A 14,694-nucleotide genomic window follows, 5' to 3' on the forward strand; every position below is an offset into this window, starting at 1 on the left:
AGTAGTGAGTTTATTGGTATTTATTGTTATTTTTACCGCCATAGGTGGTCTTTTAAGCGTGATGGCCGCCGCAGTCTTTCTATTAATGCCGGATAAGCATAGGGAAGCGGTTTTGCCGCATGGCATCAGTTTTGCCATTGGCGCGCTGTTGGCCGTCGCTTTCTGGGGCTTGATTCCTCATGCGTTCGAGGATGTCAGGCCGGAACAGATTCAGCCCTTGTCCGGGACGATTCTGGCTGGCGTGCTCGGTTTTTTCGTGCTGGAAAAACTGCTGATCTGGCGGCATTGCCATTACGGCGGCGGTTGCGAGGCACACGGCGATGAAGAGGCGCATGATCATGGGCATGCGCACAGTCATGGTCATGGCAAGTCTGCCGGCACATTGATCATCCTGGGTGACAGCATTCACAACTTTGTCGATGGGGTTTTGATCGCGGCCGCGTTCCTGACCGACGTGAAGCTGGGCATCGTGACCAGCCTGGCGGTCGCCGCGCACGAGATCCCGCAGGAAGTCGGCGATTTCGCGATTTTATTGCAGAGCGGCTATAGCAAAGGCAAGGCGCTGCTCTATAACGTGCTGGCCAGTCTGACCACAGTGGTGGGCGGAGTGCTGGCCTATTTCAGCCTGGGTGATTTGCATGACAGTCTGCCGTATTTTCTGGCCTTGGCGGCTTCAAGCTTTATTTATATCGCGGTCGCGGACCTGATACCGTCGCTGCACAAAAAGACCGATATGAAGACCTCCTTGCAGCAGATTACCCTGATCCTGGCCGGTGTACTGCTAATTTGCCTCATGCATGGCATTGCCCATGATATTGAGCTATAGGTGCAGGGCTTGAACCCCGCACCCTTCGCCTTTTGTCAGGTAATGACCGTCGGCTCGGTCCGGCCGGTGCGTTTTTTGATCTCGCTCAGCTGTTCGGCGAGATCGATTAAATCAGCCAGCGCGGCTTGCGCATCCTGATCGTGCTTTTCGGCATCGACCTCGAACCGTTCCAGATAGATCCTTAAGGTGGCGCCGACCGTGCCGGTGCCTGACAGGCGGAAGACAATGCGCGAGCCGTTTTCAAAGCCGATGCGTATGCCCTGATTGTGGCTGATGCTGTTGTCTATAGGGTCCTGATAGCTGAATTCGTCGGCGTATTTAATGATGTATTCATCGAACGCCTGGCCTGCCAGTGTCGGCAGCCGGGACCTGAGATGTTCGATAATGCCGTTGGCGATGTCGCTGGACACGGCTTCATAATCGTGGCGGCTGTAGATATCGCGGCCGAATTTCAGCCAGTGGTCATGGACAATATCGGCAACCGGTTGACGCTTTCTGGCGATCAGGTTCAGCCAGAACAGCACGGCCCATAAACCGTCTTTTTCCCGGACATGGTCAGAGCCGGTGCCGAAACTTTCTTCGCCGCAGATCGTGATCTTGCCCGCATCGAGCAGATTGCCGAAAAATTTCCAGCCGGTCGGCGTTTCATAGCAGGGAATAGCATATTTGGCCGCGACCCGATCGACGGCCTGGCTGGTCGGCATGGAGCGCGCAACGCCGCTTAAGCCCTTGGCATAGGCCGGAATAAGATGGGCATTGGCCGCCATAATGGCCAGGCTGTCGCTGGGCGTGACGAAGATATGGCTGCCCATGATCATGTTGCGATCACCGTCGCCATCGGAAGCCGCGCCGAACGTCGGAGCGTCAGGACCGAACATTTTCGCCGCCAATTCCTGCGCATGCGCCAGGTTGGGATCGGGATGATGGCCGCCAAAATCCTCTAGCGGTTCGGCATTGATGACAGAACCGGGCTTGGCGCCGAGCATGTCTTCGAGTATTCTTTTGGCGTAAGGGCCGGTAATGGCGTGCATGGCATCGAAGCACAAGCGGATATAGCCGGAACCGATGCTTTGTTTCAATAATGGGAAATCGAAAATAGACTGCATCATCTCGGCATAATCAGTCACAGGATCAACAATCGTGATTTTAATATCGCCGACTTGTTGCGTGCCGATGCTGTCCAGGTCTATATCAGCCATGGCTGCAATTTTGTAACAGTCGATGGCTTGGCTGCACTGATAGAAGGCCGCCGTGTATTTTTCCGGCGCGGGCCCGCCGTTGGCGACATTGTATTTAATGCCGAAATCTTCATCGGGACCGCCCGGATTGTGGCTGGCGGAAAGAACCAAGCCGCCGAATGCCTGGTTCTTTCTGATCAGATGTGATGCGGCGGGGGGGGATAGTAAACCGCCCTGGCCGATGATCAGTTCGCCAAAACCATTGGCGGCCGCCATTTTAATGATGATTTGTATGGCAGCTCGGTTAAAATAGCGACCGTCACCGCCCAGTACGAGCGTTTTGCCGGCAAAGTCGTTCAGGGAATCGAAGATGGACTGAACAAAATTTTCCAGATAACCCGGTTGCTGAAATGTTTTTACTTTTTTTCGCAGCCCGGATGTGCCTGGATTCTGGTCGTCATAAGGATGGGTGGTGATAGTTTCTATTTGCATGGCTGTACCTTAATGCTTATGAATTATCTTGATAAGCTAAAGTATAAGTGACCTTTATTCCAGTGTAGATTATTTATGTGGCGAATTTATTTATTACTGTGTTGTAGTTGTTATGCTGCGGTTGTATCGGCAGTTGAGGATATATGGCTGCTGGTCGATACGAGCGCGCTAAAGATTGAGGTAAAAAAGGGGGACCAGACGCTTGATACCCTGAATGACATTGCGATCGGCCAGGGAGGCGCCGGGTTCAAGCACCATCGGGGCGACAACATTACGCCTTACGGGGACTACAGGATCGGCTGGATTGGTGAGAAGAGTGCTTTCAGGCGGTTTTTTGGTTTAACCTACCCTTCCGCGAAAGATGCCGAAAAGGCAATGGAACAGGGGTTGATAGACCGTGTCACCTATAATAACATCGTATATGCGCACAAGCATCATCAAGTGCCTCCGCAAAATACGCCGCTAGGCGGGCGCATAGGTATTCACGGTTTGGGACGGGCCGATGAGAAAATTCATAAGATGATGAATTGGACTCATGGTTGTATTGCTTTAACCAATAGGCAGATTGATCACTTGAGTCAATGGATAGATAAAGGGACGATTGTCAGGATAAAATAAAGCTGGAAAGAAACTCAAAAACAGTGCAAAATTCTAACCTGGAAGTACTCTTTATGTAGTAACAACTCTGAAAATAAGGAAAAATAATATGAAAAAAGTAATAAAATTATCAATGATTGCTATGGCTGCTACTTTGGCTGTTGGTTGCGCCAGCACTTCAGACATTGATAATCTGCAATCACAAATTGATGGTCTGAATTCCAAGGTTTCACAAGCATCATCCGATGCGGCTAGCGCACAACGCGCGGCTGCCGATGCAGCTGCAAAAGCTGCTGACGCGGAAGCGGCTGCTAACCGTGCGGCTCAATACGCGCAAGACACCAACAGCAAACTGGATCGTATGTTCAAAAAATCAATGATGAAATAAGTCATTATTTTTGGGAGCATGAAAAAGCCCGTTGGGATTACCCAGCGGGCTTTTTTTTTTGGGAAAATTTTAAGGGGACTCCGGGGCTTCCTGACTCGTGGCGGGGCGTTTATAAATAGCGGTAGGGATGCCGTTATGCAGTTGCAGGGCCTTTTTTAATGCCTCGCCGTCGATAACCGGCATCTGCCGGTTGTTAGCGCGCTCAATCAGTTTTAGCGCCAACTCCAGACTGGCCATGTATCTTTCCTCGGTCAGTTCGGGAACGGTTCCGTTCTCGTCTTCGGACTCGGTTTCGGCCAGGGTCGGGTGAATTTCGATGTACAACGTGTCTTGATGCCAGCCGACCTTGATCGGTTGATTGACGATATAGACGGGCGTGCCTGCTTTTATTTCCGGAAACAGTTTTTCAATGTCTTCCGGATACATGCGAATGCAGCCGTGGCTGACTCTCATGCCGACGCCGAAAGGCTTGTTGGTGCTGTGAATCAAATAGCCCGGTGTGCCAAGATACATCGCAAACAGTCCGAGCGGATTGTCAGGCCCCGCCGGCCAGACAGCCGGCAGAATATCGCCTTTGGCGGCATGTTCCGCCCGGATCGATGCCGGTGGCGTCCAGGTCGGGTTCCTGACTTTACGGATAACTTTGGTTTGCCCTAGCGGCGTTTGCCAGTCCACGCGGCCAATGCTCATGGGAAAGGTTTTAACGACCGGTTTTTCGCCCGCTTGAGGGACTGGGAAATAATACATGCGATATTCAGGCAGGTTCAGCGTCAGGCCTTGCCTGGGGGTATCGGGCAGCAAGCGCAGATTGGATAATCTGACCCGGGTGCCTTGTCCCGGCAGCCATCTGTCCACGTCCGGGTTTAGCAGCAGGATTTCGATCTGCCCCATATCGAAATTCCGAGCTATATCGAGCAGCGTGTCCTCATGCTTGGCGGTGGTGTAAAGCTCATCGGCCAGCTCGTCGCTGATCAAACTGTCGCCCGGATTGTCGGGCCGGTCATAGGTTGCGGCCGAAACAGGCAGGCTGGGCGCCAGCAGCAATAAAACGACCAGTCCGCCGATAAAAATGCCGATCGTTAACTTGTGTCTGGCACAAGGCGCCGCCGCAAAAAGTGCCGGAAGGTATTTTCTTAATGGACTGATCGTTAAAAGGGTCATGTCTTATTCTCTCCGCCGAATAGTTCCATCAGACGAGGTAAAAAATTGGCCAGTTCCAGCGACATGATCGAAAAATCCACATCGAACTGTTCGGCCTCATCACTGGCTTCGATATTGGCGGCCTGATCCTGGATCAAGTCAAGAAAGCGCAGGCGTTTGATCGCTAAATGTTCGTCGATAATGAAGGATAGCCGGTCGTCCCAGCTGATGGCCAGTTTAATCGCTTCCTTGCCGGTGTCGAGATGGTTTTTAATCTCCGGCAGCGCCAGGTCATGTCGCTTGCAGCGAATAATGCCGCCTTCCTCTTCGGGGGAGCGCAGTTCGCATTCGTCCTCAATGGTGATGTCGGCCGGTGTCTCATGATGGAGCAGCCAATGGGTCATCGTGGCAACCGGTTTTTCCACGGTATTGGGCGGTACGGCCGGCAATGAGCCCAGGCATTTGCGCAGATTGCTGAGCAAATCCTCGGCCTTTTTTGCCGAGGCGGCGTCAACGACCAGCCAGCCGCCTTTCGGGTCGATATAAGCGTAGGTTTTGCGCGAAAAGCTGAAAGCCTTGGGCAGTAACTCAAAGACCAGCTCATCCTTTATGGCAGTACGTTCTTTTTTGGCCAATTTTCGTCCTTGCCGGTCTTCCTCCTCGAGAATCTTTTCCAGAAGCATTTCATTGACCACGGCGGCCGGCAACACTTTTTCTTCTTTTTTTCCGCACAGCATCATAAAACCATTCGTGCTATTCACCAGCTGCTGCGAGGTTTTGCCTAGGGGCGCGGTCCAGCCAAAAGTGGATTCCTCATGATTGCCGCAGGGTCGGAATGCCATTTGCTCAAGTTTTTGTTCGAGTTCGGCTGGAGATAAAGTGAAATCCTCGGTAAGGCGGAAAATACTAAGATTTTTAAACCACATGACGTAACTGATACTCTATGAAATTAACGAGTGCGTATTATCGCAAAATTGATGGGCTAGAAATTAAATTTTACTAAGTAAGTATGGCTGAAATTGAAGGATTTGCTCCGATTGTTTCCAAAAATGCGCAGGTATTGATATTGGGTTCCATGCCCAGCGAGGTTTCCTTGCTTAAGCAACAGTACTATGGTCATCCGAGCAATGCATTCTGGCCGATCATGGGCGCGTTATTCGGCGCATTCCCGGAGCTTTGCTATGAACGGCGTAAAACCATTTTGATGGAGAACGGTATCGCGGTCTGGGATGTGCTGCAAAGTTGCCATCGGCACGGCAGCCTGGATTCGAATATCAAGTTGTCATCGATACGAATCAATGATTTTGCCGGTTTTCTTGGCGAGTACCAGTTGATCAGGCGTGTGTTCTTTAATGGCGGTATGGCTGAAAAGGTGTATAAAAAACATATTTTGCCGGGCCTGGATCAACGTTTCGCCTATCTTGCCTATCAGCGTCTGCCGTCAACGAGTCCGGCCCATGCATCGCTGAATTTAGCGCAAAAGATCGAAGCATGGAAAGTCATTAAACAGCCTGTGGTAAAGTAGCGTATTTATTATGGCGAGGCAGAGATGGAAGCATTTTCAAGCTGGGAAAGTCTATTGTTAGGTGTCATGGTGCTGCTGATTATTTTCTGGATGCGGCCCGGTATCAAGGCATCACTCGAGCACAGCCGGAAAGCGCCGGCAGACTGGATGGCGGTGTTGGTGCCTCTGGGTCTGGTCGTGCTGTTTGTGATTTTTTTAATGGTAGTGGTTTAGATCAAATGAGCGAAGAAGAATACGAATACGAGTATGAATACGATGACGACGAGGAGGTGGAGTATTATGCGGTCCGCCCCAACAAGTCACAGCAAAAGCGCGATATGGCGGCGCTTTTTGCCTTGGGCGAAGAATTGTCGGGATTGCCCGAGGCGCAATTGAAAATGCTTGAATTGCCTGAAAACCTTTATAAAGCTATCGCTCAGGTCGCCGGCATGCCGCTTAAAGGGGCAAGAAAACGGCAACTGAAATTTATTGCCGGACAATTGCATAAAATCGATATAGCGCCGATTCAGGAAAAACTGGCGCGCTTTAAAAGCAAAAGCGCCCATGCCGTCAGGGAGCATCATATCGTCGAGCGCTGGCGGGACAGGCTGATTGCGGAAGGCGATGAGGCGCTGGCCGAGTTGCTTGATGAACAGCCTCAGGCGGACCGGCAGCAGTTAAGGCAGATGATACGCAATGCCCAGAAGGAAGCGGCGGCGGCCAAGCCGCCTAAATCCTCGCGCTTGTTATACCGCTATCTGAAAGAAGTCTTCAATTTCGAAGAGGGTGAGCCGGTTGACGATGAGCCGGAGTCGGATCTGTAGCGGCTCAGTTAAACAAATCCATTTGCTGAAAATGCGTCAGTCTGGATTGGTTTTCCAGCGATGACAGGGTGATTCCGAGCAGCCGTACTTTACGTGTGCCGATATCGGTATTTCGTAATAAATCTTCCAGGATAGCGAACGTGCCCGTCGTGGCTGTCACGGCATGGGGCAGGGTCCGGCTGCGCGTGATCTGGACAAAGTCGTGGTATTTTATCTTGACGGTCAAGGTATAGGCGGCCAGCCGTTTCTCGGCGGCTTTTTCCAGGGCTTTTTCCAGCAGGCTGTGCAGTTGCGCCATCACCTCCGGCCGGGCCTTGATGTCCTGCTGAAACGTCGTTTCCACGCCTACCGACTTGCTGGTTCTCTGGCTGTTGACGGGCCTGTGGTCAATGCCGCGGCAGATGTTGTAATAATGGTGTCCGGACTTGCCGAAATGCTGCTGCAAGAGCGCTAGCGACAGTTTCCTTAAATCCTTGCCGGTCTGTATGCCCAATGCCTGCATTTTCCGCGCTGTCGCTCTGCCTATGCCGTGAAATTTATCGATACTGAGTTGTCCGGCAAAACATGCGCCCCGTTCTGGCGTGATGACATAAAGTCCATCCGGTTTATCCATGTCCGAAGCAATCTTGGCGAGGAATTTGTTGTAAGAGATGCCGGCCGAGGCGACCAATCCGGTTTCGCGTTTAATCGTTGCCTTGACGGCTTTGGCGATGAGCGTGGCCGAGCCCTGATGCAATTGGACATCGCTGACATCCAGATATGCTTCATCCAATGACAACGGTTCGACCCGTTCGGTATAGTCGGTGAAAATTTTTCGAATGGTTTGCGATGCCTGCCGGTAGGCATCAAAGCGGGGCTTGACAAAAATAGCCTGGGGACACAGGCGGTAAGCCTGCGATGACGGCATTGCCGAATGGATGCCGTATTGCCTGGCCTCGTAGCTGCAGGTGGCGACGACGCCGCGCGAGTCGGGCGCGCCGCCGACGATCAATGGCTTGTTTCGATATTGGGGGAAATCCTGTTGCTCGATAGCCGCGAAAAAAGCATCCATATCGATATGAATGATTTTGCGGATATCATCCATGGCGGACTATTTTTTGGAGTTCCCCGGCTTGGGCAGGTTCAGCTCCTCGGTTATCTGCCAGTCCGAGAACGGGAAAGGCATCGTGTCGGTATTGAAAGTCAGAAATAGCAGGATATGGTAGGTGTACGCCGAAAGGCTGCGTCCGAAATTGAGAATGTTGGTGTTGGCTTTGCCGGTCAACAACATCGATGCGACTTGCAGCAGAATAACCGCCCATAACAGCATTCTGACCAGGCTGATGATGGCGGCGAAAATCAGCATAAAGAAAATCCGTTTCCAGGTGCCGAGCTGTTTCAGGTTTTCATTGATTTGTTCTTGCATGCTTGGCATTAGCCTCGGTTCATGATGTCACGCAAATCCAGCGCCGCCGCGTTGCAGCGGGCGATATAGGTGGCCATGGTCAAGGAATAATTCGCGAACAGGCCGTAGCCGCCACCATTTAAAACCATCGGGCTCAAGATGGGGGCGAGGGCGTTCTCCAGTGACTTGATCATAATATCGACCGTGTTCATGGCGCGTTTATCCAGCAGAATGTCATGGAAATCATGCTTGATGGCTCTGAGGATATGCAATAAGGCCCAGCTGGCGCCGCGCGCTTCGTAAAACACGTTGTCGATCTCCAGCCATGGGGTCTGGCCTAATATCGGTACGGTTTTAGCTTGATTGGATTCGCGCGTGGAGCCCGGTTCAAGTACCGCCATGCCGGGCATGATCTCCGCGCCGGCCGTACTGGCGCTCAGGCGCGTGGACAAGCCGCCCAGGCGTTTGATTACCACCTCCACGTATTGCCACAGGTTGTCGGCTCTGGAATAAAACTGTGCGCGTTTCACGGGGCCGCCGTATTTGTGCAGGCGCAACATATATTTGTGCAGTGCCTCGATGCCTTTTTCGTATTCCGCTTCCGTTGACGGCAAGGCCCATGAATTGTGTTCATAGTAGAAATAAGGTTCCGCCACGGCCAGATCAGTGTCCTCGGCGGATTGTGACTGGTCCCGGGCAAAATGGTTTCTTAATGCCGACGCGGCATCGCGCAACATGACCAGTGCGCCAAATTCCCAGCTGGAAATGTTATCCAAAAAAACGCCGGGAGGTGCGACGTCGTTGGTGATGTAGCCGCCGGGCTTGTGCAGCAGGACTTCGGCGATATGGGCCAATGTGTTGGCGTAGGTATAGCCCAGCGGCATCTCAGTGTTGTTGGTTTCCTTGGCTCTTAGCAGCGCTTCTTCCTGTACATTGAATTGATTCGGTTCACTTCCCCACCAGGCACCCAGGACAAAAAGAACGACCAGTACAATCAGGGCTAAAACGCCAAAGCCCCAGAGTATTCCTTTAGATTTTATATCTTGCAATGTATCGCTTGCCGCCATTTCGGGTGTCCTGTAAAGAAGAATGTCTGCGTGATAAAACAGATTGCTTTGTATACTAAAATTAGTTCACATGGTAGCAGATTTTTTAGATCTTTGCCCGATCCAAGCAACAGCCTAGTCTGATTTTTTTCTGGCTCGCGGATGGGCTTTATCGTAGATTTCAGACAGATGCTGGAAATCCAGATGGGTATAGATTTGCGTCGTGCTGATATTGCTGTGGCCGAGCAATTCCTGCACCGCCCTTAAATCCTGGCTGGATTCGAGCAAATGACTGGCGAAGGAATGCCTGAGCATATGCGGATGAAGGTGCTCGGCAATGCCTTTCTTTTTACACCATTGCGCCAGCCGTAACTGGATGCCGCGCTGTCCCAGCCTCGTACCCCGGCTGGAAATAAACAAGGCCGGTTCAGCGGCGATAGCCATTTTTAAACGCTGAGCCAGCCAGTTCTCCAGGCTGTCGACGGCCTTGCGGCCGATAGGCAATAGCCTTGATTTCCCGCCTTTGCCGGCGCGGACGATCAGCGAGCGGTCGGGCAAATCAATATCGGTCAGGTTCAGCGCGGCCAGTTCGCTCAGGCGCAGACCGGATGAATAAAATAATTCAAACATGGCCAGATCGCGTATTTCCAGCACGGAGTCTGCCCCGGCTTCCAGCAAACCGTTGACTTGATCCACATCCAGCGTTTTAGGCAGCTTTCTGCTTTGTTTGGGGGCTTTGACATATTGGGCCGGATTATTGTCGGCCAGACGGTTTTTCAACAGGAAATTGTAAAAGCTGCGGATTGCCGACAGTTCGCGTTGCAGGCTTTTACTGCCGATGCCCTGACGGTGCCGGCCGGCGATATGGGCCCGGATGTCGCTCTGCGTAAGATCAATCCAGCGGTCGATGGCTTTATCCGTGCAATAGCGAGTCAGCTGTCGGATGTCCCGTCGGTAACTGTTTATCGTGTGTTCGGAAGCGCGCACCTCAACCTGGAGCTGGTCGAAAAAGGCTGTTAACGCATGTTCGGCATCGGTATGCATGGCGTTATGCGGCAAGCAATGAAATCAGCCGGGTACCGATGATTTCGCTCATCTGGGTCAGGAACAGATTGCCCATGCTGTAATGAAACCGGCCTTCTTCACGGCTGCCGATGGCCACGATGCCCTCGAGCTCGGTAAAAATCATGGGAATGATGGCACAGGATTTGACGTCCAGCGCGGCATCACCAAACAGCACTTTGGCCTGGGCCAGAGTCGGGCGGCCGCATTTTGGCTGATTGGCGACCAGCTCTTTGCTGAAGGGCTCCAGATCTTCGCAGCCCGGCGTGATAAACAGGTTGGCAATCGAGGCGTCCGGATTGTGCTTGATGATGCGGATCGCGACAAAATCGGTCAGGAAATAGTCGGACAACACCATCTCAAGATTGGCGACAGCTTCTTCCAGCGTGGAAGCGTCAAGCAGTGCCAGGGTAAGCTTGTGCATGCGGTTGATGGACGTATCGTTGTCCCGGGCTATCTCAATCAGCGCCGTCAGCTGGTTTTCCTGCTCCTGATGTTTGTTTCTGAAAATTTCCAGCTGTTTTGAAATCAGGGATACGGCGTTGCCGCAAGGGTGCGGGATGCGCATCTTCTCCAGCAGATGCAGGTGGTCATTGAAGAACTCCGGATGACACAGCAGATACTCTTCAACCTGAGTCGCAGTCAGTTCGGGTGTTCGCCGTGCATTCATAAATTTAATGTCCCATCGAAAACGGAGACCGCAGGTCCCCTCATGAATACCGGTTCGCCGCGGCCGGCCCAGCTTATTTTCAGTTCGCCGCCGGGCAATTCGACGAAAACGTCAGGCTCCAGCAGATTATGCTCGATACCGATTACCACGGCGGCACAAGCGCCGCTGCCGCAGGCCAGCGTTTCGCCGGTGCCGCGCTCGTAAACACGCAGTTTGATTCGCTGGCGGTCAACCACTTGCATAAAGCCGATATTGGCGCGTTCCGGGAAAACCGGGTGACGTTCCAGTTCTCGGCCCAGTTCGGTCACCGGCGCGGTTTTAATATCATTAACCTGCAGCACGGCGTGCGGATTGCCCATTGAAACCGCGCCGAACGCTTTCTCCGTATCGTTTACCGTGACCGTGTAATATTTGGATTCCTCCTCGGCCAGCATAGGGATTTCGTCAGGCGCATGCCGCGGAACCCCCATATTGACCGTAATCAGGTCATCCTCGTCAAATCGCAGCAGCAGTTGGCCCGAATTGGTGTCGACGCGTATTTCGTTCTTGTCGGTCAGCTGTTTATCGCGCACGAAACGGGCGAAGCAGCGCGCGCCATTACCGCATTGGGCGACTTCGCTGCCGTCGGCGTTAAAAATCCGGTATTTGAAGTCGGCATCGTCACTGAGCGGCTTTTCAACTAAAAGCAGCTGGTCGAAACCGATGCCGAAGTGCCGGTCGGACAGCTGCCTGATCTGATCGGCGGTTAAGTCGACGTGTTGATTGATGGCGTCAATGACCACAAAGTCATTGCCGAGACCGTGCATTTTAGTGAAGTTGATCATTTACGTGGCTTGTTAAGGAATAGAGTGGATAGTTAGGTTCCGGCACCAATGCTCAAGGCAGTAACTGCTCTCCAGCCCAAAGCTGGGCGATCGTTTCTCTTGCCCTGATCAAATGCAGATTGCCGCCGTCGACCATCAGTTCGGCAACACGCGGCCTGGAATTATAATTTGAACTCATGGTGAAACCATAAGCGCCCGAAGACCGTATCGCCAATAAGTCGCCCTGGGAAATTTTAAGCATGCGCTCCTTGCCTAAAAAATCGCCGGTCTCGCAGACCGGCCCGACGATATCCCAGCGCATCTCTGGCGCCTGGCTTTGCTTGTTGACCGGAATGATGTCCTGCCAGGCGCTGTATAAGGACGGGCGCACCAGGTCGTTCATGGCCGCGTCGACAATGGCGAAGTTCTTGTGGGCCGTGGGTTTGAGGTATTCGACCTGAGTCACCAGGATGCCGGCATTGCCGACGATGGCGCGGCCGGGTTCCAGCAGGATTTCAAAATCGTTGGCGCCCAGGTGCGCCAGCACGGCTTGGATGTAGTCGGCCGGCTCGGGCGGTTGTTCGTCTTTATAGCGGATGCCGAGTCCGCCGCCCAGGTCCAGATGATGCAGTTCGATGCCTTCGTCCTTGAGAATTGACACCAGATTCATTACGCGGTCCAGCGCATCCAGGAAAGGCCGGGTTTCGGTCAGTTGCGAGCCAATGTGGCAGTCTATGCCGATCACCTTGATGTGAGGCATGGCGGCAGCCCGGCGATACTCGTGCAGGGCCTGGTCAATGTCGATGCCGAATTTGTTCTCTTTCAGGCCGGTCGAAATATAAGGGTGGGTTTTGGCGTCGACGTCGGGGTTGACCCGGAAAGACACCGGCGCAATAACGCCCAGTTGCCCGGCCAGCCGATTGATCCGGTCCAACTCGCCGCTGACTTCGATATTAAAGCAGCGTATGCCGGCTTTCAGCGCGGCGAGGATTTCGTCTTCGCGCTTGCCGACGCCTGAGAAGACGATTTTTTCAGGAACGCCGCCGGCGGCAAGAACGCGCTCCATTTCACCCAGCGAGACAATATCAAAGCCGGACCCCAGGCGGGCCAGCAGATTGAGAACGGCAATGTTGGAGTTGGCCTTGACGGCATAGCAGATCAGGTGCGCCTGGCCGCCAAAGGCTCGGTCAAAGGCCTGCCAGTGTCGTTCCAGTGTGGCTCTGGAATAAATGTAGCACGGACTGCCGTATTTATAGACGATATCCTGCACGGCAATATCTTCCGCGAACAGTTCGTCGTTTCGGTAATTAAAATAATCCATTTTTATTGGTCTTCTTCCGGTTCTGCATGAATTGGCGGGGGTTGATCCGGCAAGTAAAGCGGGCCCGGCTGTCCGCAGCCTGCGGCGACTGAGCCTAGCAGTAATAATAGTAGCAATTTATAATTTTTCATGAGGTGTTCTATAAAAATCATAGTCGACAACCATGCGCCCAATAGGGATACATGGGCAAAACAGTTCACATGATAAGCCGAATTATAATAAAAGGCCTACAGCTTTATGGATTTGTCCGATCATGGTCTACAGCGAGTGCCGGTAGGGGATAAGATCAACTTTTAAAGTCGCGGGCGATTCGCGATTTTAACTGAAACCGAATGTCTGTTGAACTTTCTTTACCGCTAAAACACAACTACCGAATTGGATTTGAAATGGATCCAGACCAGGTCGCCCAGGGAAAGATCCAAATCCTGCAGCGCCTCATAGGTGATCAATACCTGAAAAATCTCGCCGGCCTCGACGGCGACTCTGACTTTACCCATTTCCTCCGAGATCGATACGACTCTGCCGTGGTAGCGGTTGCGAATACTGGAAACCAGCGGCTGCCTGGACAGGACGATTTCGCGCGGATCGATGGAGACATGCCGGCAGGCGGGCGTGTCACGAGGCAGCATGATCCGTATCTTGCCGGTGTCGAAAATATGCTCTTTCCCGGCCTGGCCATGGTACAGATTGATCAGCGGCGATCTGATCAGTTCGCCCTGAACCAGCGAAATGACATCTTGGGCCAGCGCCAGTCCCTGGAGACGGTTATGCGTGCTGAAAACCAGGGTTCCCTGTGTTTCTTCGATATACGATGAAATAAATGCCTCCAGCCGCAACGCGCTGGCCTGGTCCAGATAACTGAACGGCTCATCCAGCAACAGCACGTCGGGACCGGTGATCAGGGCGCGCGCCAGCGCCGCTTTTTGCAGTTCGCCGCCGGACAAGGTTTTGGCCTGCAGATCGATCAGATGGAGGATATCAAGGCGTTCCAGCGCGGCATGGATTTTTTCCGGCCATAAGGTTTTAGGCAGGCCCTGCAGTTTCAAGGCAAGGGTCAGATTGTCCCGTACAGTGCCGCGCAGCATATAGGGTTTTTGCGGCAGGAACCCGATACGTTTTCTGAGCGACGGATCGATGGCTTTAACCGGCTCGCCGAAGAACACGATACGGCCCGTAGCGGGCGCCTCAAGAAACGCCAGCAAATGCAGCAGCGTACTCTTGCCGCAACCATTGGGACCGATCAGCGCCGTGACTGTTCCGGCATGAACGGTGAGCGCCGGCAACGACAAGGCGGTTTTTTCACCATAGCGAAAGCGGATATTATCCAGTTGGTAGGCACAGGTCACCTGCTAACGTCCTCGTCTTTCCAAGGCATTGGCGGGCAGCCGCGAAAAATATGGGTCATAAGGCCGGTATTACGGAAACAAAACGCCATTTTATCAGTAAACTATGCAAGGCG

Annotated in this window: 17 protein-coding genes; 6 read left to right on the top strand and 11 right to left on the bottom strand. The window is 52.8% G+C overall.

All coding sequences use genetic code 11. The features are described from left to right. Positions 1-4: 4 nt before the first annotated feature. Entirely contained in the window at positions 5-826 is an 822-nt protein-coding gene (locus EK22_RS16035) for a ZIP family metal transporter (protein WP_020159045.1), read from the top strand. Positions 827-861: 35 nt separating this feature from the next. Here EK22_RS16035 and EK22_RS16040 read toward each other — a convergent pair whose 3' ends face one another. Next, positions 862-2,496 carry an alpha-D-glucose phosphate-specific phosphoglucomutase gene (locus EK22_RS16040; RefSeq protein ID WP_036252598.1) on the bottom strand — a complete coding sequence of 545 codons (1,635 nt, stop codon included), beginning with the start codon at positions 2,494-2,496 and terminating at the stop codon, positions 862-864. Between the two features lie 75 nt (positions 2,497-2,571). On the opposite strand from EK22_RS16040, the gene EK22_RS16045 reads away from it, so the two are divergent. Both EK22_RS16045 and EK22_RS16050 read left to right on the top strand, forming a co-directional pair. Beyond that, positions 2,572-3,114, top strand: a complete 543-nt coding sequence (locus EK22_RS16045) for a L,D-transpeptidase family protein (protein WP_036252600.1) — start codon at positions 2,572-2,574, stop codon at positions 3,112-3,114. 88 nt (positions 3,115-3,202) lie between these two features. Next, positions 3,203-3,481 (top strand): Lpp/OprI family alanine-zipper lipoprotein, encoded by a 279-nt coding sequence (locus tag EK22_RS16050; protein ID WP_020159048.1) that lies wholly within the window; start codon positions 3,203-3,205, stop codon positions 3,479-3,481. Positions 3,482-3,550: 69 nt separating this feature from the next. On the opposite strand, the gene EK22_RS16055 is transcribed toward EK22_RS16050, so the two are convergent. Further along, entirely contained in the window at positions 3,551-4,642 is a 1,092-nt protein-coding gene (locus tag EK22_RS16055; RefSeq protein WP_081917929.1) for a L,D-transpeptidase family protein, read from the bottom strand. Continuing rightward, positions 4,639-5,547: a recombination-associated protein RdgC gene (gene rdgC, locus EK22_RS16060; RefSeq protein ID WP_036252602.1), complete on the bottom strand. Its 909-nt coding sequence runs from the start codon at positions 5,545-5,547 to the stop codon at positions 4,639-4,641. The genes EK22_RS16055 and rdgC overlap by 4 nt, the downstream gene beginning before the upstream one ends. 83 nt (positions 5,548-5,630) lie before the next feature. On the opposite strand from rdgC, the gene EK22_RS16065 reads away from it, so the two are divergent. Genes EK22_RS16065 through yjgA form a run of 3 tightly spaced genes read left to right on the top strand, consistent with a single transcriptional unit; the run spans position 5,631 to position 6,949 of the window. Beyond that, positions 5,631-6,146, top strand: coding sequence for a DNA-deoxyinosine glycosylase (locus EK22_RS16065; protein ID WP_036252609.1), 516 nt, complete (start codon positions 5,631-5,633; stop codon positions 6,144-6,146). Between the two features lie 24 nt (positions 6,147-6,170). Further along, entirely contained in the window at positions 6,171-6,359 is a 189-nt protein-coding gene (locus tag EK22_RS16070; RefSeq protein WP_036252623.1) for a hypothetical protein, read from the top strand. Positions 6,360-6,364: 5 nt separating this feature from the next. Further along, positions 6,365-6,949, top strand: a complete 585-nt coding sequence (gene yjgA, locus EK22_RS16075) for a ribosome biogenesis factor YjgA (protein ID WP_020159053.1) — start codon at positions 6,365-6,367, stop codon at positions 6,947-6,949. Between the two features lie 4 nt (positions 6,950-6,953). Here the strand turns inward: yjgA and dinB are convergent, their stop codons facing one another. The 8 genes from dinB to EK22_RS16115 all read right to left on the bottom strand — a co-directional run bounded on the left by dinB (position 6,954) and on the right by EK22_RS16115 (position 14,581). Continuing rightward, a complete protein-coding gene (gene dinB, locus EK22_RS16080) occupies positions 6,954-8,033 on the bottom strand; it encodes a DNA polymerase IV (RefSeq protein ID WP_036252625.1) in 1,080 nt (359 codons plus the stop codon). 6 nt (positions 8,034-8,039) lie between these two features. Beyond that, a complete protein-coding gene (locus EK22_RS16085) occupies positions 8,040-8,354 on the bottom strand; it encodes a DUF4389 domain-containing protein (RefSeq protein WP_036252666.1) in 315 nt (104 codons plus the stop codon). A gap of 8 nt (positions 8,355-8,362) precedes the next feature. Continuing rightward, entirely contained in the window at positions 8,363-9,400 is a 1,038-nt protein-coding gene (locus EK22_RS16090; RefSeq protein ID WP_036252626.1) for a DUF2333 family protein, read from the bottom strand. A gap of 114 nt (positions 9,401-9,514) precedes the next feature. Next, entirely contained in the window at positions 9,515-10,423 is a 909-nt protein-coding gene (xerC, locus tag EK22_RS16095; RefSeq protein WP_036252628.1) for a tyrosine recombinase XerC, read from the bottom strand. Between the two features lie 4 nt (positions 10,424-10,427). Then, positions 10,428-11,111, bottom strand: a complete 684-nt coding sequence (locus EK22_RS16100) for a DUF484 family protein (RefSeq protein ID WP_020159058.1) — start codon at positions 11,109-11,111, stop codon at positions 10,428-10,430. Then, positions 11,108-11,935 (bottom strand): diaminopimelate epimerase, encoded by an 828-nt coding sequence (dapF, locus tag EK22_RS16105; RefSeq protein WP_020159059.1) that lies wholly within the window; start codon positions 11,933-11,935, stop codon positions 11,108-11,110. The genes EK22_RS16100 and dapF overlap by 4 nt, the downstream gene beginning before the upstream one ends. A 52-nt stretch (positions 11,936-11,987) precedes the next feature. Then, positions 11,988-13,235, bottom strand: a complete 1,248-nt coding sequence (gene lysA, locus EK22_RS16110) for a diaminopimelate decarboxylase (RefSeq protein ID WP_036252632.1) — start codon at positions 13,233-13,235, stop codon at positions 11,988-11,990. Positions 13,236-13,591: 356 nt separating this feature from the next. Beyond that, positions 13,592-14,581 (bottom strand): ABC transporter ATP-binding protein, encoded by a 990-nt coding sequence (locus tag EK22_RS16115; RefSeq protein WP_020159061.1) that lies wholly within the window; start codon positions 14,579-14,581, stop codon positions 13,592-13,594. Positions 14,582-14,694: the final 113 nt, after the last annotated feature.

The sequence above is a fragment of the Methylobacter sp. BBA5.1 genome, assembly GCF_000746145.1.
Lineage (GTDB): Bacteria > Pseudomonadota > Gammaproteobacteria > Methylococcales > Methylomonadaceae > Methylobacter > Methylobacter marinus.

Coding starts and splice junctions, on each gene's coding strand:
- EK22_RS16040 (WP_036252598.1), bottom strand. CDS start 2,496: ATGCAAATAGAAACTATCACCACCCATCCTTATGACGACCAGAATCCA.
- EK22_RS16045 (WP_036252600.1), top strand. CDS start 2,572: ATGTGGCGAATTTATTTATTACTGTGTTGTAGTTGTTATGCTGCGGTT.
- EK22_RS16050 (WP_020159048.1), top strand. CDS start 3,203: ATGAAAAAAGTAATAAAATTATCAATGATTGCTATGGCTGCTACTTTG.
- EK22_RS16055 (WP_081917929.1), bottom strand. CDS start 4,642: ATGACCCTTTTAACGATCAGTCCATTAAGAAAATACCTTCCGGCACTT.
- rdgC (WP_036252602.1), bottom strand. CDS start 5,547: ATGTGGTTTAAAAATCTTAGTATTTTCCGCCTTACCGAGGATTTCACT.
- EK22_RS16065 (WP_036252609.1), top strand. CDS start 5,631: ATGGCTGAAATTGAAGGATTTGCTCCGATTGTTTCCAAAAATGCGCAG.
- EK22_RS16070 (WP_036252623.1), top strand. CDS start 6,171: ATGGAAGCATTTTCAAGCTGGGAAAGTCTATTGTTAGGTGTCATGGTG.
- yjgA (WP_020159053.1), top strand. CDS start 6,365: ATGAGCGAAGAAGAATACGAATACGAGTATGAATACGATGACGACGAG.
- dinB (WP_036252625.1), bottom strand. CDS start 8,033: ATGGATGATATCCGCAAAATCATTCATATCGATATGGATGCTTTTTTC.
- EK22_RS16085 (WP_036252666.1), bottom strand. CDS start 8,354: ATGCAAGAACAAATCAATGAAAACCTGAAACAGCTCGGCACCTGGAAA.
- EK22_RS16090 (WP_036252626.1), bottom strand. CDS start 9,400: ATGGCGGCAAGCGATACATTGCAAGATATAAAATCTAAAGGAATACTC.
- xerC (WP_036252628.1), bottom strand. CDS start 10,423: ATGCATACCGATGCCGAACATGCGTTAACAGCCTTTTTCGACCAGCTC.
- EK22_RS16100 (WP_020159058.1), bottom strand. CDS start 11,111: ATGAATGCACGGCGAACACCCGAACTGACTGCGACTCAGGTTGAAGAG.
- dapF (WP_020159059.1), bottom strand. CDS start 11,935: ATGATCAACTTCACTAAAATGCACGGTCTCGGCAATGACTTTGTGGTC.
- lysA (WP_036252632.1), bottom strand. CDS start 13,235: ATGGATTATTTTAATTACCGAAACGACGAACTGTTCGCGGAAGATATT.